23 protein-coding genes are annotated in these 26196 nt (G+C 68.3%); 16 read left to right on the top strand and 7 right to left on the bottom strand.

What is annotated here, in order from left to right:
- Positions 1–139: 139 nt before the first annotated feature.
- Both NBRGI_RS10845 and NBRGI_RS10840 read right to left on the bottom strand, forming a co-directional pair.
- Positions 140–481 (bottom strand): hypothetical protein, encoded by a 342-nt coding sequence (locus NBRGI_RS10845; RefSeq protein ID WP_148310772.1) that lies wholly within the window; start codon positions 479–481, stop codon positions 140–142.
- A 366-nt stretch (positions 482–847) separates the two neighbouring features.
- Positions 848–1648, bottom strand: coding sequence for an AfsR/SARP family transcriptional regulator (locus tag NBRGI_RS10840; protein ID WP_029895103.1), 801 nt, complete (start codon positions 1646–1648; stop codon positions 848–850).
- A 338-nt stretch (positions 1649–1986) separates the two neighbouring features.
- On the opposite strand from NBRGI_RS10840, the gene NBRGI_RS10835 reads away from it, so the two are divergent.
- The gene (locus tag NBRGI_RS10835; protein WP_235210911.1) at positions 1987–3147 is read left to right on the top strand and encodes a sensor histidine kinase; all 1161 of its coding nucleotides are present in this window, start codon (positions 1987–1989) and stop codon (positions 3145–3147) included.
- A complete protein-coding gene (locus NBRGI_RS10830; RefSeq protein ID WP_029895100.1) occupies positions 3144–3827 on the top strand; it encodes a response regulator in 684 nt (227 codons plus the stop codon). Before NBRGI_RS10835 ends, NBRGI_RS10830 begins: the two co-directional genes overlap by 4 nt.
- On the opposite strand, the gene NBRGI_RS10825 is transcribed toward NBRGI_RS10830, so the two are convergent.
- Positions 3798–4535: an SDR family NAD(P)-dependent oxidoreductase gene (locus NBRGI_RS10825; protein ID WP_029895098.1), complete on the bottom strand. Its 738-nt coding sequence runs from the start codon at positions 4533–4535 to the stop codon at positions 3798–3800. The two genes, NBRGI_RS10830 and NBRGI_RS10825, sit on opposite strands and share 30 nt — an antisense overlap.
- Before the next feature lie 371 nt (positions 4536–4906).
- Here NBRGI_RS10825 and NBRGI_RS10820 point away from each other — a divergent pair, with 371 nt between their 5' ends.
- A complete protein-coding gene (locus tag NBRGI_RS10820; protein ID WP_036558431.1) occupies positions 4907–5719 on the top strand; it encodes a UbiA family prenyltransferase in 813 nt (270 codons plus the stop codon).
- Between the two features lie 34 nt (positions 5720–5753).
- On the opposite strand, the gene NBRGI_RS10815 is transcribed toward NBRGI_RS10820, so the two are convergent.
- The 4 genes from NBRGI_RS10815 to NBRGI_RS10800 all read right to left on the bottom strand — a co-directional run bounded on the left by NBRGI_RS10815 (position 5754) and on the right by NBRGI_RS10800 (position 10976).
- Entirely contained in the window at positions 5754–6752 is a 999-nt protein-coding gene (locus NBRGI_RS10815) for a polyprenyl synthetase family protein (RefSeq protein ID WP_036558459.1), read from the bottom strand.
- Positions 6753–6850: 98 nt separating this feature from the next.
- The gene (locus NBRGI_RS10810) at positions 6851–8464 is read right to left on the bottom strand and encodes an AMP-binding protein (protein ID WP_081878002.1); all 1614 of its coding nucleotides are present in this window, start codon (positions 8462–8464) and stop codon (positions 6851–6853) included.
- Positions 8464–9411: a UbiA family prenyltransferase gene (locus NBRGI_RS10805; RefSeq protein WP_029895090.1), complete on the bottom strand. Its 948-nt coding sequence runs from the start codon at positions 9409–9411 to the stop codon at positions 8464–8466. The genes NBRGI_RS10810 and NBRGI_RS10805 overlap by 1 nt, the downstream gene beginning before the upstream one ends.
- A 29-nt stretch (positions 9412–9440) precedes the next feature.
- Positions 9441–10976: an AMP-binding protein gene (locus tag NBRGI_RS10800; protein ID WP_029895088.1), complete on the bottom strand. Its 1536-nt coding sequence runs from the start codon at positions 10974–10976 to the stop codon at positions 9441–9443.
- 479 nt (positions 10977–11455) lie between these two features.
- Here NBRGI_RS10800 and NBRGI_RS10795 point away from each other — a divergent pair, with 479 nt between their 5' ends.
- The 13 genes from NBRGI_RS10795 (at position 11456) to NBRGI_RS10730 (ending at position 26181) form a co-directional block, all read left to right on the top strand.
- Complete coding sequence (locus NBRGI_RS10795; protein ID WP_051727651.1) at positions 11456–12244, top strand: 2,3-dihydro-2,3-dihydroxybenzoate dehydrogenase; 789 nt, start codon at positions 11456–11458, stop codon at positions 12242–12244.
- A gap of 31 nt (positions 12245–12275) precedes the next feature.
- Positions 12276–12953 carry an isochorismatase family protein gene (locus NBRGI_RS10790; RefSeq protein ID WP_029895084.1) on the top strand — a complete coding sequence of 226 codons (678 nt, stop codon included), beginning with the start codon at positions 12276–12278 and terminating at the stop codon, positions 12951–12953.
- An 8-nt stretch (positions 12954–12961) separates the two neighbouring features.
- The gene (locus NBRGI_RS10785; RefSeq protein ID WP_275451614.1) at positions 12962–14872 is read left to right on the top strand and encodes an anthranilate synthase family protein; all 1911 of its coding nucleotides are present in this window, start codon (positions 12962–12964) and stop codon (positions 14870–14872) included.
- Positions 14865–15716: an SDR family NAD(P)-dependent oxidoreductase gene (locus NBRGI_RS10780; RefSeq protein ID WP_235210910.1), complete on the top strand. Its 852-nt coding sequence runs from the start codon at positions 14865–14867 to the stop codon at positions 15714–15716. The genes NBRGI_RS10785 and NBRGI_RS10780 overlap by 8 nt, the downstream gene beginning before the upstream one ends.
- 175 nt (positions 15717–15891) lie before the next feature.
- Entirely contained in the window at positions 15892–16755 is an 864-nt protein-coding gene (locus NBRGI_RS10775) for a DUF5995 family protein (protein WP_036558425.1), read from the top strand.
- A 105-nt stretch (positions 16756–16860) separates the two neighbouring features.
- A complete protein-coding gene (locus NBRGI_RS10770) occupies positions 16861–17790 on the top strand; it encodes an SGNH/GDSL hydrolase family protein (RefSeq protein WP_029895076.1) in 930 nt (309 codons plus the stop codon).
- Positions 17790–18854: a hydroxymethylglutaryl-CoA reductase gene (locus NBRGI_RS10765; protein ID WP_029895075.1), complete on the top strand. Its 1065-nt coding sequence runs from the start codon at positions 17790–17792 to the stop codon at positions 18852–18854. Before NBRGI_RS10770 ends, NBRGI_RS10765 begins: the two co-directional genes overlap by 1 nt.
- The gene (locus tag NBRGI_RS10760; RefSeq protein ID WP_029895073.1) at positions 18851–20029 is read left to right on the top strand and encodes a hydroxymethylglutaryl-CoA synthase; all 1179 of its coding nucleotides are present in this window, start codon (positions 18851–18853) and stop codon (positions 20027–20029) included. The genes NBRGI_RS10765 and NBRGI_RS10760 overlap by 4 nt, the downstream gene beginning before the upstream one ends.
- A 53-nt stretch (positions 20030–20082) precedes the next feature.
- Complete coding sequence (gene mvk, locus NBRGI_RS10755) at positions 20083–21111, top strand: mevalonate kinase (protein WP_158439850.1); 1029 nt, start codon at positions 20083–20085, stop codon at positions 21109–21111.
- On the top strand, positions 21108–22160 hold the full coding sequence (gene mvaD / locus NBRGI_RS10750; protein ID WP_029895068.1) for a diphosphomevalonate decarboxylase: 1053 nt from the start codon (positions 21108–21110) through the stop codon (positions 22158–22160). The genes mvk and mvaD overlap by 4 nt, the downstream gene beginning before the upstream one ends.
- Complete coding sequence (locus NBRGI_RS10745; RefSeq protein WP_029895066.1) at positions 22147–23298, top strand: phosphomevalonate kinase; 1152 nt, start codon at positions 22147–22149, stop codon at positions 23296–23298. Before mvaD ends, NBRGI_RS10745 begins: the two co-directional genes overlap by 14 nt.
- Positions 23273–24355, top strand: coding sequence for a type 2 isopentenyl-diphosphate Delta-isomerase (gene fni, locus NBRGI_RS10740; RefSeq protein WP_051727649.1), 1083 nt, complete (start codon positions 23273–23275; stop codon positions 24353–24355). Before NBRGI_RS10745 ends, fni begins: the two co-directional genes overlap by 26 nt.
- 704 nt (positions 24356–25059) lie before the next feature.
- Entirely contained in the window at positions 25060–26181 is a 1122-nt protein-coding gene (locus NBRGI_RS10730) for a 3-deoxy-7-phosphoheptulonate synthase (protein WP_029895062.1), read from the top strand.
- The last annotated feature ends 15 nt before the right edge of the window (positions 26182–26196 follow it).

Genomic DNA, 26196 nt, shown 5'->3' with positions numbered 1-26196 from the left:
TTTGCCTTTGTCTATTTGATCTCGGGTCGGTCGGCGGCCGAATCCTCGCAGCGCGGTCACGATAACGACCCGGGGTCCGAGGCGGATGCCTCTGCTGACCACCGGGCCGTCGAATCTCTTTGTGCTATAGGGGAAATCGTCAGGACGTCGACGCGGGCGGGTCGGGCAGTTCGATGACCACCAGGACCAGCGCTTGGTCGGCGAGGTTGTAGAGCCGGTACGGTGCGGGCAGGCCACCGCCGCGGATGATCTGACCGGTGGTCAGGGTGGTTCGGCTGAGCACATGATCGTGCTCGTCGACCACCTCGACCGGACCACCGGAGAGCACGACCGTGATCGAGGAGCGCGGGTCGTGGTGCAGGGTGCCGCACCGGTCCGGCGGTATGCGTTCCATCCAGCACGTCACGCCGTCCTCCTCGACCAGGACGGTGCGGTCATCCTCGTCCGGGGCGACCTCGGCCCGGGCGTCCTTCGACGTCATGTCGTTTCCCTTGTCGAATGTTCCTGCGGCGCAGATCATGTCGGTTCCTTCGTCGAATGGGCCTGCGGTGCAGCAGTTTCCGTCGGCACCCCGGTTCGCATGCCTGCCCCCTTTCTACGTGTCCGATATTAGCGATGCTCGGTCGACCGGATAAAAGTGTGGTAAATCTCGTGTAAAAGCAGGCGGGATCGGCGCCGGGGCCGTGCAGGTCACAATGGCTGCGTACCACTTTTTGGTCATCGCCGCACCGTTGGGTGAATTCGGTGCAGTTATTGCCGTTCGCTGTTATTCCCGGGCGGGGCGCGACAAGAATGGCCGGCCATTACTATCCGGACAAAAGGGACGGGATCGCCTGCTCTGGGCGTGCTACACGCTCGCCGTCTCGGGCACCCGCAGGATCTCCTGCTCCAGTTCCAGCAGTTGGGCCGAGGGGCCGAGGCCGAGCTCGCGATCGAGGACCCGGCGCAGCTCCTGACAGGCGCGCAGCGCGTCCGCGCGCCGGCCGGATCGGTGCAGCGCCGCGATCAGGCGCAGGTGGAAGGATTCGTCGAGCGGATGATCGGCGACGAGTTCGCGCAGTGCCGCAACGAGATCGGCGAACTGTCCCAGTGCCATCAGCGCGTCGGCGTGGCAACCGAGCACGCGCAGCCGTCGCTCGTCGAGGTAGTTGACGTAGCTGCTCACGATCGGCCCCGGCGTCACGTAGGGCAGCGCGCTCGAACCCTGCCACAGCCGCAGTGCGTCCTGTGCCAGGACCGCTGCGGCTTCGGGCAGGCCGCGGCGCAGCAGCGTCACGCTGCGCTCGCCCCAGGCGTCGAACCGCCCGGCGTCGATCTGAGCGGGGTCCGTCACGAGCCGGTAGCCGGTCGGCTCGGTGCGCACGATCTGCTCGCCGGGCACGCCCAAATAGCGGCCGAGGGCGCGGCGCAGATGGTAGATGTGTACGCGGACAGTGGTTTCCGGGTGTCCGGGCGGGCGCCCGCCCCAGAGTTCGGTGCTGAGGGCGGCCACGCTCACCGGGCGATCGGCCCGGGCCAGCAGGGCGGCCAGGATGGTCTTGACCTTCGCGCCCTGCACCGCGTAGGCGCGATCGGCGGTACCCACCTGGAGCGGGCCGAGCACGGTGAACCGCAACTCGTTCCGCGGGCGTGTTTCCGATACTTCCATCAGCTGAACAACCTTCGAATCTGCGCGAGTCTCGGCGATCGGGTGTCGCCTTCTCGATAGCAACACGGCACCCCGGCGCGGGCAACGGACCTGCGCCCTAAGAGATACCGACTACTCCGAAGGGATAACCAGACCGGTAAGTTCGATCCGGGATCGAACCCGTTGGTCTACGCTGCAGTAGAGAATGTCCCCGACGTGGAGCCCACCCGCGGGATCGAACGTATTGAGCGGCACGCCGTTTCAATGCAGAACGCTGGATGGGCCCTCGACGCCGGGGTAGGATTCGATCTAGTTCTACGCTGAGCCCGGATGCCGGCCGGGTTGCGCGCGGCGGGGCAGTGCGAGAAGGGTGGGCGGGTGTGATCGGCAGAGATACTACAGGAAGATCAGTGCCAAATCAAAGCATCGAGACCGATCCGTCAGATAGTTTGTCAACTGATTTCGCGGCACTGTTCACCGCCCGAATTCCCTCGCTGATTGCGCAATATCGTGCCCGCCTCGAAGAGATCGGCAGTCCGCTCGTTTCCAATTCGGCAGCCTGGGAACAATGCGAGCTGCAAGCCACCCGAATTTTCGAGGACTGCGCCCGTAGTCTCGCCGCGGGCAACCCCATGGTCAGTCATGTGACCGACGTCTTCGATCTCGGCACCGAGCGGGTGCGCCAGGGCGCCCACATCACCCATTCGGTGCGCGCGGGCGGCATCATCGCCGATCTGGCGATGACCGTGCTGGCCGAATGCGCCGCGCAGCTCGGCGCACCGCAGACCGACCTGGTCGCCGCCGTGCGCGCGCTGCAGCAGGGGATCGGGCTGCGGCTCGAGTCCGGTTCGATCGGCTACGACGCGTTTCTGCTGCAGCGGGTGCGGGAGGCGCACGAGCAAGGACAGCGCAGGCTGGCCAGGGAGATCCACGACCACATCGGCAACTCGGTCAGCTTGGCGCTGCGCCAGATCGAGCTCTACGAGCTGGAATGCGAACGCGCCGGCGACGATTCGGGATCACGCCACGTCCAGCTGGCCAAAGACGCCATCCTGGAGACGATTACCCGCAGCCGCGAGCTGGTCAGCGAACTGCGCCAGCCCGGGGTGAACGGCTCACTGGAGACCGCGCTGCGCGGCTTCGCCGGCTCGCTGGGGCAGTCGGGCGCGCCCCTGCAGATGTGGGTCCGCGGCAGCGACAAGTGGATACCCGGCGCGGTCACCGAGGAACTGTTCATCATGGTTCGCGAGTGCCTGCGCAACGCATACACTCACGCGGGTGCGGCCAACGTCGTCGTGCACATCGATATCGCGCCGCACGAGGTCCATGCCGAGATCATCGACAACGGCAAAGGATTCGACGTTCAGGCGCTGCGCGCTACCGGCCGTGGCAACGGCCTGCTGATCCTGCAGGAGCGCTCCGACCTGGTCGGCGGCACGGTGCACATCGATTCCGCCCCGGGCCGCGGCACCCGGGTAACCCTATGGATCCCGATCGCCCAGGAGCGTCAAAAATTATGAGCCAGAACCAGATCCGCATTCTCGTAGCCGACGACCACACCCTGTTGCGAGAGGCACTGTGCGATCTGCTCCGGGCCGAACCCGATTTCGAGATCGTGGCGCAGGCAGGCACCGGAACCTCGGCGATTCAACTGGCCGCCGAACATCGCCCCGACGTGCTGCTGCTGGATCTGGAAATGCCCGAGAGCAATCCGCCGGACACGGTTCGCCGCCTGCTGGAACAGGATCCGGCGCTGCGGATCATCGTGTTGAGCATGCACGACGCGCAGCAGCTCGTGCAGCAGCTGCTCTCGCTCGGCGTGCGGGGCTATCTGCACAAGGGCGCCCGGCGCCACACCCTGGTCTCGGCGATCCAGCAGTCCGTGGGCGAAGGTCCGCAGACGGTCACCCTGTCGGTGTCGCCGGAGAGCCTGCGGGCCAAGGCCGAAGAGCCCGAGGACCCCAGCACGCTGTCGACCCGGGAGCGTGAGGTGCTCGTGCTGGTGGCCGAGGCGCTCAGCAACCGCCAGATCGCCACCCGCCTCGGCGTGGCCGAGGCGACGGTGAAACGGCACCTGCGCAACATCTTCACCAAGCTGGAAGCGGTCTCGCGCATCGATGCGGTCAACCGGGCGGTCGAGCGCGCGCTGATCTCGCGCCAGCACGTGGAGTCACCGCAGGGTGTCCGCAGCTGGCGGTGACTCGGTGACCGGATGGCGGGACTCGATCATGCGCCCGGAAACAGTGCCCGCGGCATCGGAGACCAGATAGTCCACCAGAGCCGCGGTTTCGTCTTCCGCGGCCAGACAGCAGTCCGGCCGGGCCCGCGATCCGGGGTCGGCCGTGCGGGTCGCGCAACTGATATCCGCGACAACGGTATTCACCTGCACCCCGCGCGGGCCCAGTTCCCGGGACAGCGTTTCGGTCAACGCGTGCAACGTCTCCCGGATCACCAGATCGTCGGGTCGCTTGCGTGCCGAGGAGTCGATCTGGGCCACGTTCACGATCCGGCCCGCGCCGGACTCCGCCAGATAGCGCTCGGCCGCGCGACTGACCAGCAGCGGCGCCCGCAGCCGGGCGTGCACCACCGATTCCCAGTCCGGCAGCTCCGGCGCGCTGTCGGCGCGACCCGGGAACGGCGCGTTCACGACCACCATGGGCGGACCCAGGGTCTCGGCGACCCGCAGCACGGTGGCCTCCGCCTCGTGCAGGTAGCGCAGATCCGCGCCGAACGCCCAGAGCCCGGCCCGGTCCGGCCCGAGCGCGTCCAGGGAGGTGTCGCACCACGATGCCCGCAGATCCACCAGGGCGATGGTGAACTTGCGCGCCGCCAGCTTTCGCACGACTGCCGCACCGAGGCCGCTGCCGGCCCCGGTCACGATGGCCACGCGGTGCCGGCTATCCACCATGGCAACGCTCCTTTCAGGAATTTGCACCGTGTCGGGTCCCGTTCGATGTACCCGACTGTCCCCACGTGAGCGCCCACCCTACGCGATCGCCGACATCTGCCGGGCGTGCCATGGCCCCGATGCTGCGAAAGTAGTATTCCCCAGACGCGGCATTGCTCCTTTCAATACACTGAATCCACCTTTTAGCGCTGAGAGGAGTACCGCATTCGGGGAATATCCGATATGTCGGCACCGGCATAGCGTAATGCGATATGAATATGGGTGCTGCGTCAATTCAATTCCCGGCCGATACTACGGCGGGGGCAGTATTAGTCCGGCTTTCGAAAGAATTTCTACAGGAATCTCGGATCTCGGTCCAGATCATCTTCCTGATGCGTTTCGGGACCGCGGCCGTGCTCGGGACGTCGGTGCTGGGTGGCCAGGTGGTCCTGGCCGCGGTGGCCTGGGTGCTCGCGACGCTGGCCGCTTACGTGTTCAACGGCGTCATGGACGTCACCGAGGACCGGGCGAACGGCTCGACCCGGCCGATCAGCCGGGGATCGCTGCCGGTGCCGGTGGCCGCGGGCGGGGTGATCGCGGCGGGCGCCCTCGCGCTGGCCATCGGGGGCGTGGTCGACGCGGGCGGCTGGCTGCCGCTGTTGATCCTGGCCCATCTGGCGTGCGGCTACGCCTATTCCGGTGCGCCTTTCTACGGCAAACGCCGCGGCAGCACCGCTGCCCTGCTCGTGCTCGGCATGGGCGTGCTGACCTACGCGGCGGGCTGGCAGGCCGCCGGTCAGCAGGGCGGTCTGCCGGTGCTGCTGCTCGGCACCGCGATGTCGCTGTGGATGGCCGGCGTCGGCGCGCTGGTCAAGGATCTGTCCGATGCCGAGGGTGACGCGGCGGGCGGGCGCCAGACCCCCGTCATCAAGTGGGGCGACGGCCGGGTCCGTCTGCTGGTGACCGTGAACGCCGCGCTCATCGCCACCGGATACGGCGCAGCCGCCCTGCTTTTCGCGCCGACGCTGGTGCCGTCGGCGCTCGCCCTGGTCGTCGGTGCGGTGGCGGTCGGCGTGCTCGCCGCGACGACCCGCCGCGCCACTTCCCGCACCGACCGCCGCCTCCCGTATCGCGCCTTCATGGTCACCCAGTACGCCGTGCACATCGCGGTGCTGGCCACCCTGCTCATCGTCGGTGTGCACTAGGCCCTGCCGCGAAGTCGGCGTCCGGCGCCGCAGCTCACTTGTTCCGATAGGCGACGCCATGAGCCATGGAGATCAGCTCCTCCTGCCAGCCCGGTTCCAGACCCACGTCGGCGAGCGCGGCACTGCCCCGCTCGACGAGCGCGCCGATGTGCTGCTCCACCGCGGCGGAGATGTTCGATTCGAGCAGCCGCTCGCGCAGTTGCGCCGAGGTCGTTCCCGGTGCGTCGATCAACGCCCTGACCTGATCGTCGCGCTCGATGGCGAGCGAGAGCAGCAGGGTCATCTTGTGTCGTTCGAGATCCAGCTGGGCGGGCTTGCCGAGCGTGTCGGTGTCACCGAACATGTCGAGCAGGTCGTCGCGCAGTTGGAAGGCCTCGCCGACCGCGAGACCGTAGGCCTCGAACGACTGCGCCAGATCGGGTCGGCCGGCCAGGATCGCGCCGAGCAGCAGCGGCCGGTGGATCGTGTAGTTACCCGATTTCAGCTGGGCGATGGTGCGCGAGAGCTGCGGATTGCCCGCGAACCGAGCCGCCGCGACCACGTCGAGATGCTGACCGATCATCAGCTCGGCCCGCAGTTCGCCCCAGGCCGCCGTGACCGCGGGCATCGCCTCGGCCATGAAGATATCGGCGTACACGAGGGCCAGGTCGCCGGCCAGGATCGCCACGCTCTCGCCGAACCGGCCCGATTCGCCCTGCCAGCCGTGCGCCCGGTGTCGGGCCGCGTACTTCTCGTGCACCGAAGGGGCGCCGCGGCGGATCGCTGATTCGTCGAACACGTCGTCGTGGATGAGCGCACTCGCGTGCAGGAACTCCGTGGCTACCGCCGCGGAGATGATCGAACTACCGTCCGGATCACCACCCGCCGCGAGATACCCACTGATGCAGAACTCCGGCCTGATCCGTTTACCGCCGGCCCGCATCAGCTCGGCAATCGACTCGATCGTCGCACCGGCCTCGCTGTCCAAGGCAAACCAGCGCTTGTGCTCTTTTTCCAGGAACTCGAGTGCCAGCTGTTCGGCACGCTTCATCATGTCGTTTCTGGTGTCTTGTACGGAGTAGATTCCGGTTGCCGCGCACATGGTCGCAGTACCACCTTTCGGAGATAGAGGAATGACATAGCCCGAGGTAGTTACGGAATTCCGGCCAATTGCGCGCGGACGATCTTTCCGGAGCCGTTGCGCGGAATCTCGGCGACGATGACGACATCGCGCGGAACCTTGTACCGAGCCAGCTGGGATTTGACGTAATTGCGGATTTCCTCCGGATCGAGCTCGGCGCCGGCGCGCGGCACGACGAACGCCCGCAGCCGCTGGCCGAAATCCGGATCGTCCACGCCGATGGCGGCGGCGTCGGCGATATCGTCGCGGTCGGCGAGCAGGTTCTCCACCTCGCCGGGATAGACGTTCTCGCCGCCGGACACGATCATGTCGTCGCTGCGGCCGTCGAGGAACAGCAGGCCCGAGCGGTCGAAGTGCCCGATGTCGCCGGTCGAGATCATCCCGCCGTGCCGGTCCTTGTCCCGGCCGTCGGTGTACCCGCCGAAGCTGAGGCCGTTGGCGACGAAAATGATGCCCGGGGTCTCGGGTTCGGTGATCTCCCGGTCGTTGCGGTCGAACAGCGCGACGCGCACGCCCACCGGCGGCCTGCCGACGGTGCCCGGCGCCCGGCGCAGCTCGGCCGGCGTGGCCACCGACACCGCGGCGACCTCGGTGGCTCCGTAGTTGTTGTAGAGCACGTCGCCGAAGGCGGCGGCGGTGCGGGCGCTGAGCCCCGGCGAGATCGCCGACCCGCCGCTGGCGATGATGCGCAGCGACGAAACGTCGTACCGGGCAAGTACATCGGGCCCGAGATCGAGGATGCGGCCGAGCATGGTCGGTACCACGATCAGGGTGTCGGCGCGGTGCTTCGCCACGCTCGCGAGGGTGGCCTCGGCGTCGAACTTGCCGCGGCCGAACACCACGGTCTTGCCCAGCGCCATGGCGAGGGTGAACTGCCCGAGGCCGGTGGCGTGGAACAGCGGCGCGGCGATCACCATGGTGCCGCCCCGGCTGAGCGGCACCCGGTCGAGCAGCTGTGCCGATTGCAGCGGCGAAATGCGCTTGCGTACCGCGCCTTTCGGGGTACCGGTGGTGCCGCTGGTGAGCAGCACCAGACCGCCGGGCTCGGCGGGCAGCGGAGGCGGGGTGGTCGAGTTGGCACTGATCAGATCATCGATCAGCGCCGCACCGTCCGCGCCGCGCGGCCCGTCGTTCCAGGTCTCGAACAGCCGCACCGAGCTGGACAGCGCGGTAGTGGGGGCGCTGAACTCGGCGTCGTGGAACAGCACGGTAACGCCTTCGCGCTCGGCCACGTCGCGCAATTGCGGTCCCGCGAAACCGGTGTTCATGATGACCAGCCGGACGCCCAGTTTGCCGGTCGCGATCATGGTCGCGACCATGCCGCGATGGTCGCGGGCCAGTACGCCGGCCACGTCGCCGGGGCCGATGCCAGCGGCGGCCAGGCCGCGAGCCAGCGCGTTCGACTGCCGTTCCAGCTCACCGAAGCTGATGCTGCCGCGGGCGTCGACCACGGCGGTGCGATCGGGCTCGTAGCGCGCCATGTAGCTGATCATGGCGGGGAACGGTCCGCAGTGCGCGGCGATCTTGGCCGAGCGCACGTCCGCCGACAGATGGCGGGGGTGGATGAAACCACGCTTGCCGAGCACGGCCAGCGATCGGAGCACCTGCGCGGTGCGCTGCAGCATCATGACAGCACCAGGGCCGCGGCGAGGCCCAGACCGACCGCGTCGGTGCTGCGGAAGCCGAGGATGACGGCGCGCTGTACCTGATCCTGGATCAGGCCGGCCCGGATCTGCATGGCGCGCAACACGATCGCGGGCAGCACGCACACGACCAGCCACGGGTTCAGCGAGCCGATGACGAACGGCGCCACCAGCAGGGCGAGGCTGAGCACGGACAGCACGGCGATCAGGCCGCGGTAGATCGTCGGCGAGATGACGGCCGCGAGGGTGCGCCGCCCCGAGGCCGCATCCCCTTCGCGGTCACCGAAATTCGCGTACGAGACCACCAGCAGCATGCACACGCCGATGAGCAGGCCGATCAGCACGGCGTCGGTGGACCAGTGCCGGGCGATGATCCAGTACGGGCCGAGCACCTCCGCGGTGTTGACCAGGAAGATCACGAACTCCAAGCCGGTGGGGCGGTAGCTGAACTTGAACAGCCACGAGTACTGCACGGCGACCGCGATCACCACGAAGTACCCGATCAGGAACGGGATCGGCACATCCCCGTCGAGCGGAATGAGCAGCGCCAGACCGGTGCCGAACGCGATCAGCCCGGTGACGATGCCGAAGGTGATCGCTTCGCGTTCGGACAGCATGCCCGACAGCAGCGGCTTGTTGGACTTGGGCAGGTGCCCGCCGGTGGCGTAGTTCTTCGCGTCGCTGCCGTCCCGGAAGCCGACGACGTCGTCGGCGGCGCAGGTGGCGACCTTCATCGCGATCATGCCGACCAGGATCAGGCCGAGGGCGGCGGCCATGCCGGGCTTGCTGATCGACTCGTGGGCGAGCAGCAGCACGGCGAGCAGCCAGGCGTAGAAGTGGTGGTAGACCCGGAGCTTCCCCAGGCGAAAATAGGCACCGGCCTTCTCGCCGAACGAGATTCCGGTGGACTGAATAGTCTCAGTGGTCATGTCGAGTCCTGTGCAGTGAGGGCCGATTGTCAGCTGTGCTGCGCGATCAGCTGCGACAGCGCGGTGCGCTGGATCTTGCCGGTGGCGGTACGCGGGAAGTCGTGGAAGTCGACGACGACCGGGTCGGCCATCAGCGGCAGATCCGCGACCGCCGCGCGCCACGCGGCCGCGTCGAAGGGCCGGTCGCGCAGCGCGATTACCGGCACGACGCCGTTATCCTGTTCCAGCACAATGGCTTCCAGTAGCCACGGCATGCGGGCGAGCAGCACGTCCTCCATCGCGATGGCACTGGGGAGCCGCTTCATCCGTTCGACCTGCCGATCGATCAGGATCAGCTTGCCGAAGCGGGTCCGTTTGCCGAAATCGCCGGTGTCCCACCAGCCGTCGGCACTGGTGTTGGCCTCGGCCGCCTCGCGCCGGTTGATGTAGGTCTGGAACTGGCCCGCGGAGGTGACCTGGATCCGGCCCGCGGTGCCGTTGGGCACCCGCTTGCCGTCGGGGCCGACGATCCGGGCCTTCGAGTAACCCGGCGCGGTCCAGCCGGCCGAATGTCCTTCCGGCAGCCGGCTCACCTTGGCGCGGTGCTTGCGGCCGGTGAAGCCCTTGAGGTGCACCTTGGCCGCGATGCCGCCGAGTTCGGACTGGCCGTACGCCTCGAAGAAGGTCGCGAGCCGGTACTTGGAGCCCGCGAGCAGCCGCCGCACGGTGCCGGGATGGATGACATCGAAGGTGCTCACGTAGTGCCGCACCGAGGCCAGGGTTCCGTTGTCGGCCAGGTACTCCCACTGCATGAGGGTGTTCGGATGCGCCTCCAGGTAGATCGGCTGGTAGCGCCGGATGAACGGGGCCACCGCCTCGCCCGCGTGATCGGACAGGATGACCAGCGGCACGTTGCGGCGCAGTGCGCAGAGCAGACCGGTCACGGTGCGGTAGTGCACGGGAGACACCGCGACGGCGGCGTAGCCGCGCAGCCTGCCGATGATCGCGGGCACCTCCTGGGCGTAGCCCTGGTGGTCGGTGCCGCGCCGGGTGTACTGCACCAGCTTCGGCACGCCGGTGGTGCCCGAGGTGTGCGTGACGATGTAGGGGGCGGTGCCCGGCATCGACACGGCGGTGGTGCGGCGCGGCGCGGTGTCGGGCAGCCGGGCGGCGAGCTCGGCCCAGTCATCGATCTGCCGGAGCGCCTCGAGCTGTTCGACCTTGGCCCGGCGGTCGCCGGTGGTGACGATGCGTTCGATCGTCACGGGCGCCAGCATGCGGCCGAGGGTCTCGACGTCGAGCGCCGGGCTGAGCAGGACCGGTACACCGCCCACCGCGGTCAACGCCGCGATGACGATCATGATGTCCAGTGGCGCGTCCAGCCACACCGCGCAGTAGTCGCCGGGCTTGATGCCGGTGCTCTCGAACAGTGTCGCCGCACGGCTGGCCGCGTCGGCGACATCGGTCAATGCCACCTGATTGTCGACCACCGGCACGGCAACCGAGGAATGGTCGCTGATCCAGGGCCGCGCATCCGGCGCGATCTCGATCAACTGATCGTAGATGAGATTGTGGTTTCGAGTCATAGCGTCACTCAATGTTTCGTGTCGGCCGGCGTTCCCGGAATAAACCGGCAGCTCCGGATCGAGCAGGGCTGAGGTTTGCACCCGGACGGGATCGGGACGGTGTGAAACCGTGGGCCCGTTTGTTTCCAGAGGGGTTTGCATCGCATGAATCAGCGGGATCAATACACTGCGCTGGGTACTCCCGACTGCACTACAGGGGAGAGTATATGGTTCGCTTTCCGGCACCGGCAACGATCCGGCGCTGACAAGTTCGCGGCGCATATTGACAACACCCTGCCAGTGCGCCCTGTTGGCAACACCCTGCTATATCGGGGCCCGGCCCGCGAGGGATAAATTTACCATCGACTCGGCTGCGCGCCGGGTTTATCAATCGGCCTGCCTGCAGTCATGCGCAGCAGACTTTGAATTGACCTTCGAAGATATGCGGCGAGTCCGCAGGGTCTTTGTTCAGGATTCATGACGTAAGTGTGGTGAATATAATGATCGGACCGCAGCAGGCCTCGGATTCCGGGGCACAGCGGATCGCATTGGTGACCGGCGCCGCGGGTGGCATCGGTCATCGCATCGTGTACCGGCTCGCCGCTCAGGGCATGGTCGTCGTCGCGGTGGACCGGGCCGCGGACGCATCGAAGGAGCTGCGTTCCATGCCCGGTCAGGTGACGATCGTCCAGGGTGACGTGACCGACCCGGTCGATGTCGAACGCATCGTCGGCGACGTCGAGCGGGATATCGGCCCGCTGGACTATCTGGTGAACGCGGCGGGCATCATGCGGTTCGGCGAGATCGTCGAACTGTCCGAGGACGACTGGGAAGAAACCTTCTCGGTCAACACCACCGGTGTCTTCCGAGTGACCAAGGCGGTGCTCACCCGCATGATCTCCCGGCGCCGCGGCGCGGTGGTCACGGTGTCCTCCAATGCCGCGCGGACGCCGCGCGCGTCCATGTCCGCCTATTCGGCTTCGAAGGCGGCCGCGACCATGCTCGCCAAATGCGCCGCGTTGGAGGTCGCAAAATACGGAATACGGTGCAACGTCGTTTCGCCCGGGTCCACCAGGACCGAAATGCTGCAGGCGACGTGGGAGGGCGAGGATCGCACCGAGGCCACCATCGCCGGTGTGCCGGAGAAATTCCGTCTCGGTATTCCGCTCGGCCGTATAGCCGATCCCGACGACATCGTCGACGCCGTGGAATTCTTGCTGTCCGACCGAGCCCGGCACATCACGATGCAGGAACTCACCGTGGACGGCGGCGCGACACTCGGCAGCTGAGTGCGCAGAACTTCGATCGATCAGAGGAGTCATGATGTTCGGTGGAATACCCGACGTCATTTCGTATGAAATGCCGGTGCCGGACGAGATGCCGGAGAATATTGTCGACTGGAAAATCGAACCCCGTCGATCGGTGCTGTTGATCCACGATATGCAGAACTACTTTCTGCGCCCGCTGCGCGCCGGCGGCTCGCCCTACACCGAGTTGGTCGCCAACCTCACGCTGCTGCGCGAGGCCTGCGTGCGGGCCGGTGTGGCCGTCGTCTACACCGCGCAGCCCGGCGGGATGACTCCGGCCGAGCGCGGGTTGTTGCGTGATGTCTGGGGTCCGGGCATGACCACGGACGAGACCGATCGCGCGGTCGTGGCCGAATTGACCCCGGGCCCAGCCGATCTGGTGTCCACGAAGTGGCGCTACAGCGCGTTCCACGGGTCGGGGCTGCTCGACCGGTTCCGGGCGATGGGCCGTGACCAGCTGATCATCAGCGGGGTATATGCGCACGTGGGGGTGTTGGTCACCGCGTGCGAGTCCTACTCGAACGATATCGAGACCTTCCTCGCCGCCGATGCCGTCGCCGACTTCACGCGCGAGGACCATCGGATGACGCTCGATTACGCGGCGGCCCGCTGCGCCATGGTGCAGACCACCGCGGATCTGGTCGCCGCCGTACAGTCCGGCACGGACGTCGGCTCCCGGGTGGGTGTGTGATGGGCCGCGTGCCCGCCGGGCGCGCACTGCTCGATCGGCTGCTCGCCGATCCGCAGCAGCCGTTCGCGATGGTGCAGCGCTCGGGCGCCGAGGCGCCGGGCACCGTGGACATCATGCTCGGCGACTTCGCCGAACTGGCCGGTCTCGATGAGGTGCGGCTGGCCGACGAGGAGTCGGGCCTGCTCGTTCTGGTGCCCTACCGCCAGATCGCCGAGCGTGGTTTCCCCTGCAACGACGATCGCACGCCGTTGCTCGCGATGTCGGTGCGCGAGCACGAGCTCACCGACCGCGAAACGGTGCTCGCGGCGATCGGCCCGGACCTGCTGGGCCCGGACTCGATCGATGCGGCGGGCTTCCGGTTCGACGTCTCCGACGAGGAGTACCGCCGCATCGTGCAGTCCGTCATCACCGACGAGATCGGCACCGGTGAGGGCTCGAACTTCGTGATCAGCCGATCGCTGATCGGGTCGTTCGGGCCGGATCATCTGCGCGTCTCGCTCGGGCTGTTCCGCAGGCTGCTGAGCGGCGAACGCGGTGCGTACTGGACCTATCTGGTGCACACCGGCACGCAGACCTTCGTCGGGGCCAGCCCGGAAGCGCACGCGCACTTCGACAACCGGACCGTGTCGATGAACCCGATCAGCGGCACCTACCGGTATCCGCCGGAGGGGCCGACCGAGTCGGGCCTGCTGCATTTCCTCGCCGATCAGAAAGAGAACGACGAGCTGTTCATGGTCGTCGACGAGGAACTCAAGATGATGTCGGCGCTCTGCCCGGCGGGCGGGACGGTGACCGGACCGTATCTCAAGGAGATGGCGCATCTGGCCCACACCGAATACCTGCTGCGCGGCCGCACCGAGCTCGGCGTCGCCGAGGTGCTGCGCGAGACGATGTTCGCGCCGACCGTGGTCGGCTCTCCGCTGGAAAGCGCCACGCACGTCATCGCGCGGTACGAATCGGTCGGCCGGGGCTATTACAGCGGCGCCATCGCCTATATCGACCGCGGGGCGAGCGGGGCGGTCCGGCTCGATTCGGCCATCCTGATCCGCACCGCCGTCGTGGACGCCGTGGGACGGGCCAGGATCACCGTGGGCTCGACGCTGGTGCGCGACTCCGATCCGGTCGGCGAGATGCACGAAACCTATGCCAAGGCAGCGGCTTTGATCAACGGCTCGGTCACGGCGCGCTGGCCGCAGCTGGCCGCGTTGCCCGCGATCGCGGCCGCGTTGCAGAGTCGCAACTCGATCGCCTCGCAGTTCTGGTTCGCGGAAGCGGACAGCCGGCGCATCGGCGCGGCGCCGCAGGCTCGTGGCTCGGTGTTGCTGATCGACGCGGCCGACAACTTCACCACGATGCTCGCCAGCATGCTGCGCTCGCTCGGCTTCGCATTGACGATCGTGAGCTGGGACGCCGAGGTGGAACTCGCCGACTACGACCTGGTCGTGCTCGGTCCCGGTCCTGGCGATCCAGGTGCGCTGCACGATCCTCGGGTGCTGGCGATGCGGCGCCGGATCAAGCAGCTCACCGCGGCCGATCAGCCGTTCGCCGCGGTCTGCCTGAGCCACCAGATCCTGTGCTCCGCACTGGGGCTGGAGATCACCAGGCTGGACAAGCCGAATCAAGGTGTGAGCCGGGTGATTTCGCTGTTCGGCACGCCGGTGCGGGCCGGTTTCTACAACACCTTCGTCGCCCGTAGCGCCGTCGACGCCTTCGACTCCGCGCTCGGCCGGGTCGAGGTGAGTCGCGATCCGGCGACCGGTGAGGTGTACGCCCTGCAGGGCGAGCGGTTCGCCTCGGTGCAGTTCCACGCGGAATCGGTGCTGTCCCAGGACGGTCCGGCCGTGCTCGCCGCCATCGCGAGCAGGTTGATCGCCCGGCCCGCCGTGCTCGCCGGGGACCGGGTGAGTGCCCGTGGCTAGGCGGCTCGTGCGCCGGGCGCTCGGCCGGGTCGCGGACTTCGTCAACCGGCCGGTGCCCGTCCGCCGCGCGAAGGTCGAGGAGCCGGTCTCCGGCAAACGGATCCTGATCACCGGCGCGTCCGCCGGCATCGGCCGGGCCGCGGCGGTGGCAGCCGCCGCGGCCGGGGCCGAGGTCGTGCTGGTGGCGCGCCGGGAGCCGGAACTCGCGCTGTTGTCCGACGAGATCCGGTCCGCGGGCGGCAAAGCCGTCTATCGAACGTGCGATCTCACCGACGACGACGAGGTCGACGCGTTGCTCGACTGGGTGCGCACCTCGGTCGGCCGGGTGGACGTGCTGGTGAACAACGCGGGCCGATCCATCCGGCGACCGATCACGGAATCGTTCGATCGCATGCACGATTTCCGGCGCACCATGGGCATCAACTATTTCGGCCCGGTCCAGCTCACCCTCGGCCTGCTGCCCGGCATGCTGGAATCGGGCCGCGGTCAGATCGTCAACGTCGGCACCTGGACCGTGCCCACCGGCACCTCGCCCCGTTTCGCGGCCTACCAGAGTTCCAAAACCGCGCTGACCGCGTTCGGCCGCTGTGTGGACGCCGAGTTGTCCGGCCGCGGAGTCGCGGTGACCTCCGTGCACTATCCACTGGTGCACACCGCGATGAGCGCACCCACCCCCGAGTATCAGAAGCTGCCCGGGTTGACGCCGCAGGAAGCGGCGGAGTGGATTCTGACCGCGATCCGGCACCGGCCGGTGCAGGTGATCCCGCGCTACGTGCCGGTGCTGTGGGCCATGCGGGTGTCCGGCCCGCGCACGGTGGGGCGGGTGCTGCTGCGCTGGGGGTGACCGGTGCGAATCGCCTGGTCCGCGTGCCGGTGACAAGTAGCTGCCATGGAATTGCGACCGCCGGCCCGATTAGTCTTTGTGTATACACCGGTAAATATCGACCGGTAAATCCCGTGGATTATTCAGAAAGGGCATCATCGTGATGCTACGCAATGGGCGACTCATGGTCGCAACAATGGCTTGCGCGGCAGCGCTCTGGCCCGGATTCGCCGGCCCCGCGGCCGCCGAATCCCCGGTCTCGGCCGCAGCCTGCGGCACGCCGCTGAATGCCGCTGAAATCGCCACGATCACCGAACTCTCGGACATGGACACGATCCGTGGCGCCGACGGTCTGCAGCGGCTCGTCGAGGTCGGCGAGCGCAACGCGCAGATCGCGGAAATTCTTGTCGCACACGGTGATCGGCGTGGACTCTTCGCACTCATGAACGACACCGCGGACCGCGCGACGGTGCTGCCGATGATCCGTTCCGGCGCCGGGCTGACCGATCCGCAGCGCGACGCGCAATTCTTCTTCGAGGGCTACGAAACCTGGTTGCGGGCCGTGCACGCCGAATTCACAGGCGCGCCGGTCGCCTGGCAGTGGGCGCCCTATTTCGGCTTGGCCGGTAATTGCGCGGAGTCCGGCGCCTATGTGGCGATGGTCGGCTACAACGCGCATATGAGCGTCGATATTCCGTACGCGCTGGCCTCGACCGGTATCGGCCCGGACAACTCGGCCGATTACTTCAAATTGATGGACGCCATCGCCGTCAACAATCCCGCCCTGGTCAGCCGGACCAAGCAGGCGTACAACGCCGATGTCGGCCCGCTGTGGCGGTTCTACTTCTTCGGTGAGGGCCTCGATCGGATCACCGGCGCGGGCGTGGGCTCGACCATGCTGCTGCGCAGCGCGCTCGCCAGCGTGAACGCCACCAACCTGGCCAACGGCGTCGGCCTGGCCAACCCGGCGACCCGCGATCTCACCAACGCCGGCATCACCACCATGTGGGGAGCCATCGACGGTGTGCTCGCCACGCTCACGAACGTGAACGGGCTCTAGCACTCGAGGGCGCGAGCGCCCCGCTGTCTGCCAGCGGCCTCCCCGAAATGGTTCGGGGCGCCGACTCCGAAACGGACTGAACGTCCCCGAAGAGAGATTCGAACCGTGAAGACTTCCACCCCCATCCGACTCCTTGCCGCCGCCTCGCTGTGCGCCGCGTCCGCCCTGCTGGGCACCGCCGCGCCGGCCGCCGCCGACGAGAGCGCCGACGGAAAATCCTTCGTGGCGATCGGCGATTCCTACACCACCAACGGCAACATCATCTACTCGCTCGGCTTCGGCTACGGCGGCGACAAGTCCTGCCAGCGGTCGGACACCTCGTGGCCCAAGCAGCTGGCCGCGCAGATGAACATCGGCGCCGACGACCTCGAAGACGTCTCCTGCCTCGGCGCGTCCCTGGCTACCCCGCCGCACTACACCGCGACCTACATGGCCAAGCAGGCCGCTTCGGCCGGCGCGTTCGGCGCGAAGACCCGTCTCGTCACGATTCAGCTGGGCCAGAACGACATCTGGAACAGCTCGAACCGGCAGCGCGCGCTCGACGCCGAGGTCACCTGCCTGCCGAACTTCATCCAGGGCTGCGGGCCCGACGCGGGCCTGGACGGCCGCGCGCCCGACTCCCGCGGCGTGAACGCCGATCAGTACGTGGCCTGGATCAAGCCGGTCGTGGACTACGTGCGCTACTACGCGCCGAACGCGCAGATCGTCTTCGTCGGCTACCCGACGATCGGCGAGCGCGGCAACCCGCAGTGGTGCTGGGAGTCCCCGGTGGGCCGGATGTCGCAGCCGCGCGCCGGTGCGATGACCGAGTTCCTGGACAAGGTCGACGACGCGCAGCGCGCCGCCGCGGCCATGCTGAACGTCGGCTTCTTCGACACCAGGGCGGCCACCGCGGGCCACGGCAGCTGCGCCGCGGATTCGTGGATCAACGGGTACTTCAACCCGACCGGTGAGTTCCTCGGGATCCCGTTCCACCCGACCAAGCACGGTGACACGGTCACGGCGACCGGCATCAAGGAACAGTTCGGATTGTGATGACTGAGGACACTTTTTCGGCAGCTACGGTGCCGATGCAATGGGTAGGGCCGCTCAAGATCTCCGGCAACGTCGCCGAGGGTCTGGTCGAGGTGCCGCTGGCCACCTACGAATCGCCCCTGTGGCCTTCGGTGGGACGCGGCGCCAAGATCTCCACCCTGTGCGAGCGTGGCATCGTGGCCACGCTGGTGGACGAGCGGATGACCAGGTCGGTGTTGCTGGAGGCCGATGACGCGGGCACCGCACTGGCCGCGGCCCGCCAGCTCACCGCCGAACTGCCACAGCTGCGCCGGATTGTCGGCGAATGCAGCCGCTACGCCGATCTGATCGACCTGCACCACCAGATCGTCGGTAACCTGCTGTTCCTGCGGTTCGAATTCACCACCGGCGACGCGTCCGGGCACAACATGGTGACCCTGGCGGCCGACACGCTGCTCGGGCACATCGTGAACACGGTGCCCGGTGTGCGCTACGGGTCGGTGTCGGGCAACTTCTGCACCGACAAGAAGGCCTCCGCGGTCAACGGGATCCTCGGCCGCGGCAAGAACGTCGTCGCCGAGATCCTGATCCCGCGCGAGATCGTGGCGCAGCGGCTGCACACGACCGCCGCGCAGGTGGCCGATCTCAATGTGCGCAAGAACCTGATCGGCACCACGATCGCGGGCGGAATCCGCACGGCGAACGCGCATTACGCGAACATGCTGCTCGGCGTGTACCTGGCCACCGGGCAGGACGCGGCGAACATCGTCGAGGGCTCGCAGGGGATCACTCACGTCGAGGATCGCGACGGGGACCTCTATTTCTCCTGCGCGCTACCGAATCTCATCGTCGGCACCGTCGGCAACGGCAAGGGGCTGGACTTCGTCGAGGCGAACCTGGCCCGCATGGGGTGCCGCGAGAGCCGGGAAGTCGGCGGCAACGCACGGCGGCTCGCCGTGCTCACCGCTGCCGCCGTGCTCTGCGGAGAACTGTCTCTGCTTGCGGCGCAGACAAATCCGGGCGAGTTGATGCGGACGCACATCCGCTTCGAGCGCTCGGCATCAGGAGAAGGAACAGGCCAATGACCGTGCCTATCGGAATCCACGACATCGCCCTGGCGACCGGCCACTACGCGATGGATCTGGCCGAGCTGGCCAGGCACAACGGCGTAGATGTCAACAAGTACTACATCGGCCTCGGGCAGACCTCCCAGACCGTGCCCGCCACCGACGAGGACATCGTCACCATGGCCGCGGCCGCGGCCAAGCAGATCGTCGCCAAACACGGCGTCGAGGGCATCCGGACGATTCTTTTCGCCACCGAGACCGGGATCGACCAGTCGAAGGCCGCGGCGGTCTACGTGCAGGACCTGATCGGACTGCCCGCCGCGACCCGCGCCGTCGAGCTCAAGCAGGCCTGCTACGGCGGTACCTCCGCCCTGCAACTCGCTGCGGGCATCGTCGCTCGCGATCCGGAGCAGCGCGTGCTCGTGATCGCCAGCGATATCGCCAAGTACGACGTCGACTCCGGCGGCGAGAGCACCCAGGGCGCGGCCGCGGTCGCGATGCTGGTCGCGGCGCACCCGGACCTCGCGATCCTCGACGAGACCGTCGGGCTCTACACCGCGAACGTCCAGGACTTCTGGCGTCCCAACTATCGGTCCACTCCGCTCGTCGACGGCAAGCTGTCGGTCGGCGCGTACCTGGAGGCCGTGGAGCAGGCGTGGAAGGACTACGAGGCCAGAGGCGGGCGCGGCGTCACCGAGTTCGCCGGCTTCTGCTACCACCAGCCGTTCACCAAGATGGCCTACAAGGCGCACACCCGGTTGCTCGAGCTCAAGGGCATCGAGGCAAGTACGGCGCGCCTGTACGCCGACCTGGCGCCGACCACGATCTACAACCGCGCGATCGGCAACAGCTACACCGCGTCGCTGTTCGTCGGGCTGGTCTCGCTGCTCGACCACTCCGAGGATCTCGACGGCAAGTCGGTGGCGCTGTTCAGCTACGGGTCGGGCTGTGTCGCCGAGTTGTTCTCGGTCACAATGGTTCCTGGGTACCGCAAGCATCTGCGGACCGCGGAGAACCGAGCGGCGATCGCACGTCGTGAGCCGATCTCGTACGAAAAGTATCGTGCCCTGCGCAATGTCGCGCTGCCGGAGGACGGTACGGAGCTGGTGCTGGACGAGACGAGCAGCAGTCCGTTCCGGCTGACGGCGATCGCGGGACATTCGAGAATCTACGGGGCGGCCCGCGCGCAGTGACGCGGGTGCGGACCGATCCACACCGAGAGTGAAATGCGCTGATGGAGAACGGAATGTGGCCCCCACGTAGTGTGCTGGCGGCGCGCGGGCACGCGGTGCCCGAGCGCGCCGACGGCGAGGTCGGCACCGGGCGCGCGAGCGCCAAGCTGATCTTGTTCGGTGAGCACGTCGTGCTGTACGGCAAGCCCGCGATCTCGCTGCCGGTGCCGTCGCTGCCGGTGACCGCCCGAGCCCGCCGCAGGCCCGGCCCGGTCGTGATCGAATCCTCGACGCTCGACTCCGGCCGGCGCGAACTTTCCGCGGCCTCCCAGCTGGACGCCTCGGCGGTGCCGCGGCTGGCCGTCTCGGCGGTCTGCGAGTACCTCGATCGCCCGGACGACGGGCTGTTCGTCACGGTCGACAGCGGTATCCCGGCGGGGCGCGGTTTCGGCTCCAGCGCCGCGAGCTCGGCCGCGATCATCGAGGCGGTGGCGCGGCTGTGGGGCCGGGAACTGGACGGCGACACCATGTTCGCCCTGATCCAGCAGTCGGAATCGTTCGCGCACGGCAAGGCGAGCGGCGTGGACGCGCGCACCGTGATCAGCCGGGGCGGCCCGATGTGGTTCCAGGAGGGTGCGGTCGCACCGCTCCCGGTGGCCGCGGGCGCGGCCCAGCCGGTCCTGGTGGTCGCCGACACCGGCGTGAACGGCAGTACCCGGCAGGCGGTTTCGACCGTGCACCGCAATCTCGTCACCCTCGGTGCGACCGGTACCGATCTGCTCGAGCGGGCGGGGGCGATGACGACCGCAGCCGCGACGGATCTGGCCGCGGGCCGGTTCGCCGACGTGGGCGCGAAGATGACCGCGACGCACTTCATCCTCGACCGGCTCGGCGTGAGCTGCCCCGAGATCGAGACGCTGGTCGGCGCCGCGCTGGAGGCGGGTGCGTTGGGTGCCAAGCTCTCCGGCGGCGGACTGGGCGGCTGCGTCATCGCACTGGCCGCCGACGCGGCCGCCGCGGCGCAGTTGCACACCGTCCTGCTCGCCGCGGGCGCGGATCGTTGCCACACCGTGGCATTGGACGCGAGCGAGGTGCGGTCGTGAGCACGCCGGAGACGGTGGCCGCGCGCGTGGCCACCACGGGCGTCACCGCGACCGCCTATCCGAATATCGCGCTGATCAAATACTGGGGCAAACGCGATGAGGCCCTGCACCTTCCGGTCACCAGCAGTCTGTCGCTGACCCTCGGCGTCTTCGCGACCGTCACCACCGTGACGATCGATGACGACCTCCCGGCCGACAGCGTCACCGTCGCCGACGGCCCCGCGGCGCAGGCTTTCGCCGCCAAGGTCGTCGGATTCCTCGATCTGGTACGGGATTCGGCGGGCGATCACCGCCGAGCCCGGGTGCACACCGTCAACATGGGGCCGACCGGGGCGGGCCTTGCCTCCTCGGCCTCCGGGTTCGCGGCACTCGCGGTGGCGGCGGCCGGCGCCTACGGCCTCGACCTCGACCAGCGCGGGCTGTCGCGGCTGGCCCGGCGCGGGTCCGGCAGCGCCTCGCGGTCCATCTACGGCGGCTTCGCCCAGTGGCATCGCGGCGAAGGCGTTGGTGCAGAGGGGGATTCGAGCAGTTACGCGGAGCCGGTGGCGGCGCCGCTGCTGGATCCCGCGCTGGTCGTCGCGCTGGTCGACGCCGGTGAGAAGTCCATCACCAGCCGGGCGGCGATGCGGCGTACCGTCGACACGTCGCCGTTCTATCAACCGTGGGTGCGGTCCAGCGAACAAGATCTGCGCGATATGCACACCGCCATCGCGGCGGGGGATCTGGCGGCGGTCGGTGAGATCGCCGAACGCAACGCCCTCGGCATGCACGCGACGATGCTCGGCGCCCGCCCGGCCGTGCGCTACTTCGCCCCCGGGTCGATGCGGGTGCTGGATCGGGTGCTCGCGTTGCGCGCCGAAGGCGTCGCGGCCTACGCCACGATGGACGCGGGCCCCAACGTCAAGGTGCTGTGCGATCGGCGCGACAGTGCCGCGGTGGCCGCGGCGCTCGCCGAGACCGACCCGGCGATGCGGATCATCGTGGCCACCCCGGGACCGGGCGCGGCGATCGGCACTCCAGCCGAATCGAGTGCCCATGATCACCGTTGAGGTGCCGGGCAAGCTGTACATCGCCGGCGAGTACGCGGTGCTGGAGCCGGGTGGCGCGGCCGTGCTCGTCGCGGTGGACCGCTACCTGACCGTCGCGGTCGGCCCGGCCGCGCCGGATGCGCCGTCGCGCCGGACGGTCACCACCGCGCGCACCGGGCCGGGTCCAGTCGAATTGCTCCCTCGTACCGCGACAACCGTTGCCGCGGTGGCCGATCCGGCCGATGCGGCGGCCTTGCGGCACGTGCTCACCGCGGTGGAACTGGTCGAGCGGCTCGCGGCCGAACGCGGCGACGAGTTGCTCGGCTTCCATCTCGAGATCCGCTCGGCGCTGGACGACGCGGCGACCGGGCGCAAGTTCGGGCTCGGTTCCTCGGGCGCGGTGACCGTCGGCGTGGTGCGCGCCCTCGCGCAGACCTACCGGTTCGAGCTGGACGACGACGCGCTGCTGCGGCTGGCCCTGCTGACCGCCTTCGCGGTGGATCCGCGGTGCTCGGGTGGCGACGTCGCGGCGTCGCTGCTCGGCGGCTGGGTCGCCTATCGGGCCCCGGATCGGGCCCGGGTGGCCGCGCAGTTCGCCCAGCCCGACACCAAGCTCACCGACCTGCTCTGGCAGCCGTGGCCGGAGCTGTCCGCGCGCCGGTTGCCCGCGCCGCGCGCGCTATCTCTCGAAGTGGGCTGGTCAGGGCAGCCCGCGGTCTCCAGCGGGCTGGTCGAGCTGCTGCGCAACGGCATCGCGGGCGATTCCGCGGCGTACGGCCGGTTCGTGGTCGCCAGCAATTCCTGTGTCGCAACGCTTGTCGCGGCGCTGGAGTCCGGTGACGACGCGTCGGTGGGTACCGCCGTGGCGACCGCGGGAGCGCTGTTGCGCGCGGTGAGCGCGCTGGCCGGCGTGGCGATCGAGACCCCGGCGCTGGCCGCGCTGCGCACCACGGCCGACGAACTCGGCGCGGTCGCGAAGAGTTCCGGCGCGGGCGGCGGCGACTGCGGTATCGCGCTGGTCGCTTCGGCCGACGTGCCGCACTTGCGGCAGCGGTGGCGAGCGGCCGGTATCACGCCGCTCGAACTGCGTGTGCATCAACCGTTTTCAGCGAAAGGCAAGTCCAGTGACCACAGTGTCGGAGATCTACGGCAGCCGTAAAGACGACCATGTCCGCCTCGCGGTGGAGCAGCATCACCTGCGCAGCGCCGGGCTCGAGCTGAACCAGTTCGACGAAGTTCGTTTCGTGCACCACGCGCTGGCGGGCAGTGCCGAGTCGGCGGTGTCGCTCGGCACCGAGGTCGCCGGGATCGCTTGGCACGTACCGCTGTACATCAACGCGATGACCGGCGGCAGCGCCGCCACGGGGGAGATCAACCGTGGCCTCGCCATCGCGGCCAGGCACACCGGGGTACCGATCGCCTCCGGTTCGATGAGCGCCTATCTCGCCGAGCCCGCGGTGGCGCCGACCTACCGGGTGCTGCGCGAGGAGAACCCGGACGGATTCGTCATCGCCAACGTCAACGCCAACGCGACGCCCGAAATGGCCCAGCGCGCAGTCGATCTGATCGCGGCGAACGCGCTGCAGATCCACATCAACACGATCCAGGAGATCGTGATGCCGGAGGGCGATCGGGACTTCTCCGCGTGGCCGGAGCACATCGCGCGGATCGTGGACGCGCTGGACGTGCCGGTGATCGTCAAGGAGGTCGGGTTCGGAATGAGTGCGGCCGCGGTGGCGCGCGCGGCCGACCTCGGCGTCTCGATCGTGGACGTATCCGGGCGGGGCGGCACGAATTTCGCCACCATCGAGAACGCGCGGCGCCCGCACGAGGACTTCGCTTACCTGGGGGACTGGGGACAATCCGCGCCCGCCTGCCTGATCGACGCCGCCGACGTGGCGCGGCAGCGGCAGCTGAGCCTGCTGGCCTCGGGCGGCGTGCGGCACCCGCTCGACGTGGTGCGGGCGCTCGCGCTCGGCGCGCGTGCGGTCGGGGTGTCGGGCTACTTCCTGTCGGTCCTGCAGAGCGCCGGGGTCGACGCGCTGGTCTCCACCATCGGCGACTGGATCACCCAGATCCGGCAGCTGATGGTGGTGCTCGGCGCGCAGACGGTGCCGGATCTGGCGCAGACGGATCTGCTGCTGAGCGGCAACCTGGCCGAGTTCAGCCGGCTGCGCGGCATCGATCCGGGCGGCTACGCCCGGCGCGCGCGCTGACGATGGCGCGACGATAGGCGCGCGATGGCGCGACGTGTCACGCTATTCGTGCGGCACAGTTGTGCCCGCGACCCACTTCGAGTTCTCCCCGCACCGGACCGCAGCGCGAATGGCCTTCGCGCTGCGGTCTCGTGCGTTCCGGTGTGCGGGCCTACCGACGAATTGTTTCCACGCGATTCCCGCACTATCGACCGGCAATAGTGAAAAGAAAGCATCCAGATAAATCGGCTGCCGCCGTGACGGGCATCACACTTGACCGTCTCTTTTTGGGGTGTCACGCTATTGGAGCGGCACAGTTGTGTCCGTATCCGAATTCAGCACACCCCGCGCAGAATGATGCGCGAGATTTTTCCCGCTGTTGTTCGCGCGTTCGGTGCGCATTCTCTACACCGAGAATTCAGGTTATCCGGCGACCATAGGAACTATGGGCGTCGTCGCCGCATGTCGGCTGGGGACCAGGGTCGATCGCCAGCAGCTGCCGCGACACGCGGGCTCCGCCCCGAGGATTTCCACCTTCGCAAAGGAGAAGACATGCGCAGCACATTGTTCGCGGGCCCGGCTCGACTCAGGCCCCAACGACGATGTGGTGCGGTTGTTCTGCGAGTTCGACGCCGCCGAGAAATGCACCTCACGGGCACCCGGCGGCGGCAGCTGTTCCATGACCGGGGCCTGACTTTTCACCTGCAGGCCGAAAGGTTACTGGAATGAATACTGATATCGCGATCGCCACCACGCGTGCCGACCTGGAGGATCGGCGCACTCTGAGTGTCAGCCCGCTGCTCTCGCCCGCCGAGGTGCGCCACGCGCACCCGATCGACGAGACGCTGGCCGCCATGGTGCACGCGGGTCGCTGGGCCACCGTGGATGTGCTCACCGGGGCCGACGATCGGCTGATGGTGATCGTCGGGCCGTGCTCGGTGCACGATCCCGAGGCCGCGCTGGACTACGCGCGCAGGCTGGCGGTCAAAGCGGCCGAGCTCGACGATCGGCTGCACGTGGTGATGCGGGTGTACTTCGAGAAGCCGCGCACCGCCCTGGGCTGGAAGGGTTTGATCAACGATCCGCACCTGGACGGATCTTTCGATATCGACACCGGCCTGCGCCTCGGCAGGCGCTTGCTGGTCGACATCACCGCACTCGGCCTGCCGGTGGCGTGCGAGTTCCTCGATCCGATCACCCCGCAGTACATCGCGGATCTGGTCTCCTACGGCGCCATCGGCGCGCGCACGGCAGCCAGTCAGGTGCACCGCCAGCTCGCCAGTTCGCTGTCCATGCCGGTCGGGATCAAGAACGGGACCGACGGTGATGTGCAGGTGGCGGTGGACGGGGTGCGCGCCGCGGCGGCGAGCCACGTCTTTCCCGGTATCGACCTGGCCGGCCATTGCGCGCTGATCCAGACCACCGGCAACACCGACGGCCATGTGATTCTGCGCGGCGGCACAGCCGGGCCGAACTACGACGCGGCCTCGGTGGCCGAGGCCTGCCTGCGGCTGGAGAAGGCGGGGCTGCCGCAGCGGCTCGTGGTCGACGCCAGTCACGGCAACAGCAACAAGGACCACACCAAGCAGGTCGATGTGGTGACCGAGATCGCCGGACGGATCGCCGCGGGTGAGCGCAGCGTGGTCGGTGTGATGCTGGAGAGTTTCCTCGTCGGCGGCCGCCAGGATCTCACCCTCGGCGAGGCGGGCGCGCTCGCCTACGGGCAGTCGATCACCGACGCCTGCCTGGGCTGGCACGCCACCGCCGCGCAACTCGATCGGCTCGCCGCCGCCGTCGCCACCCGCCGCAGGCGCGCGCGGTCGGTCGGTACCCGCCTGCCGGCGTAGCCGGAATTCGCGCAG

Origin of the sequence: Nocardia brasiliensis IFM 10847 (genome assembly GCF_000710915.1) — a bacterium.
In the GTDB taxonomy this organism is placed as follows: Bacteria; Actinomycetota; Actinomycetes; order Mycobacteriales; family Mycobacteriaceae; genus Nocardia; species Nocardia brasiliensis_A.
Note: the sequence above shows the minus strand (reverse complement) of the source record. Positions and strands in the feature narration are given on the sequence as shown.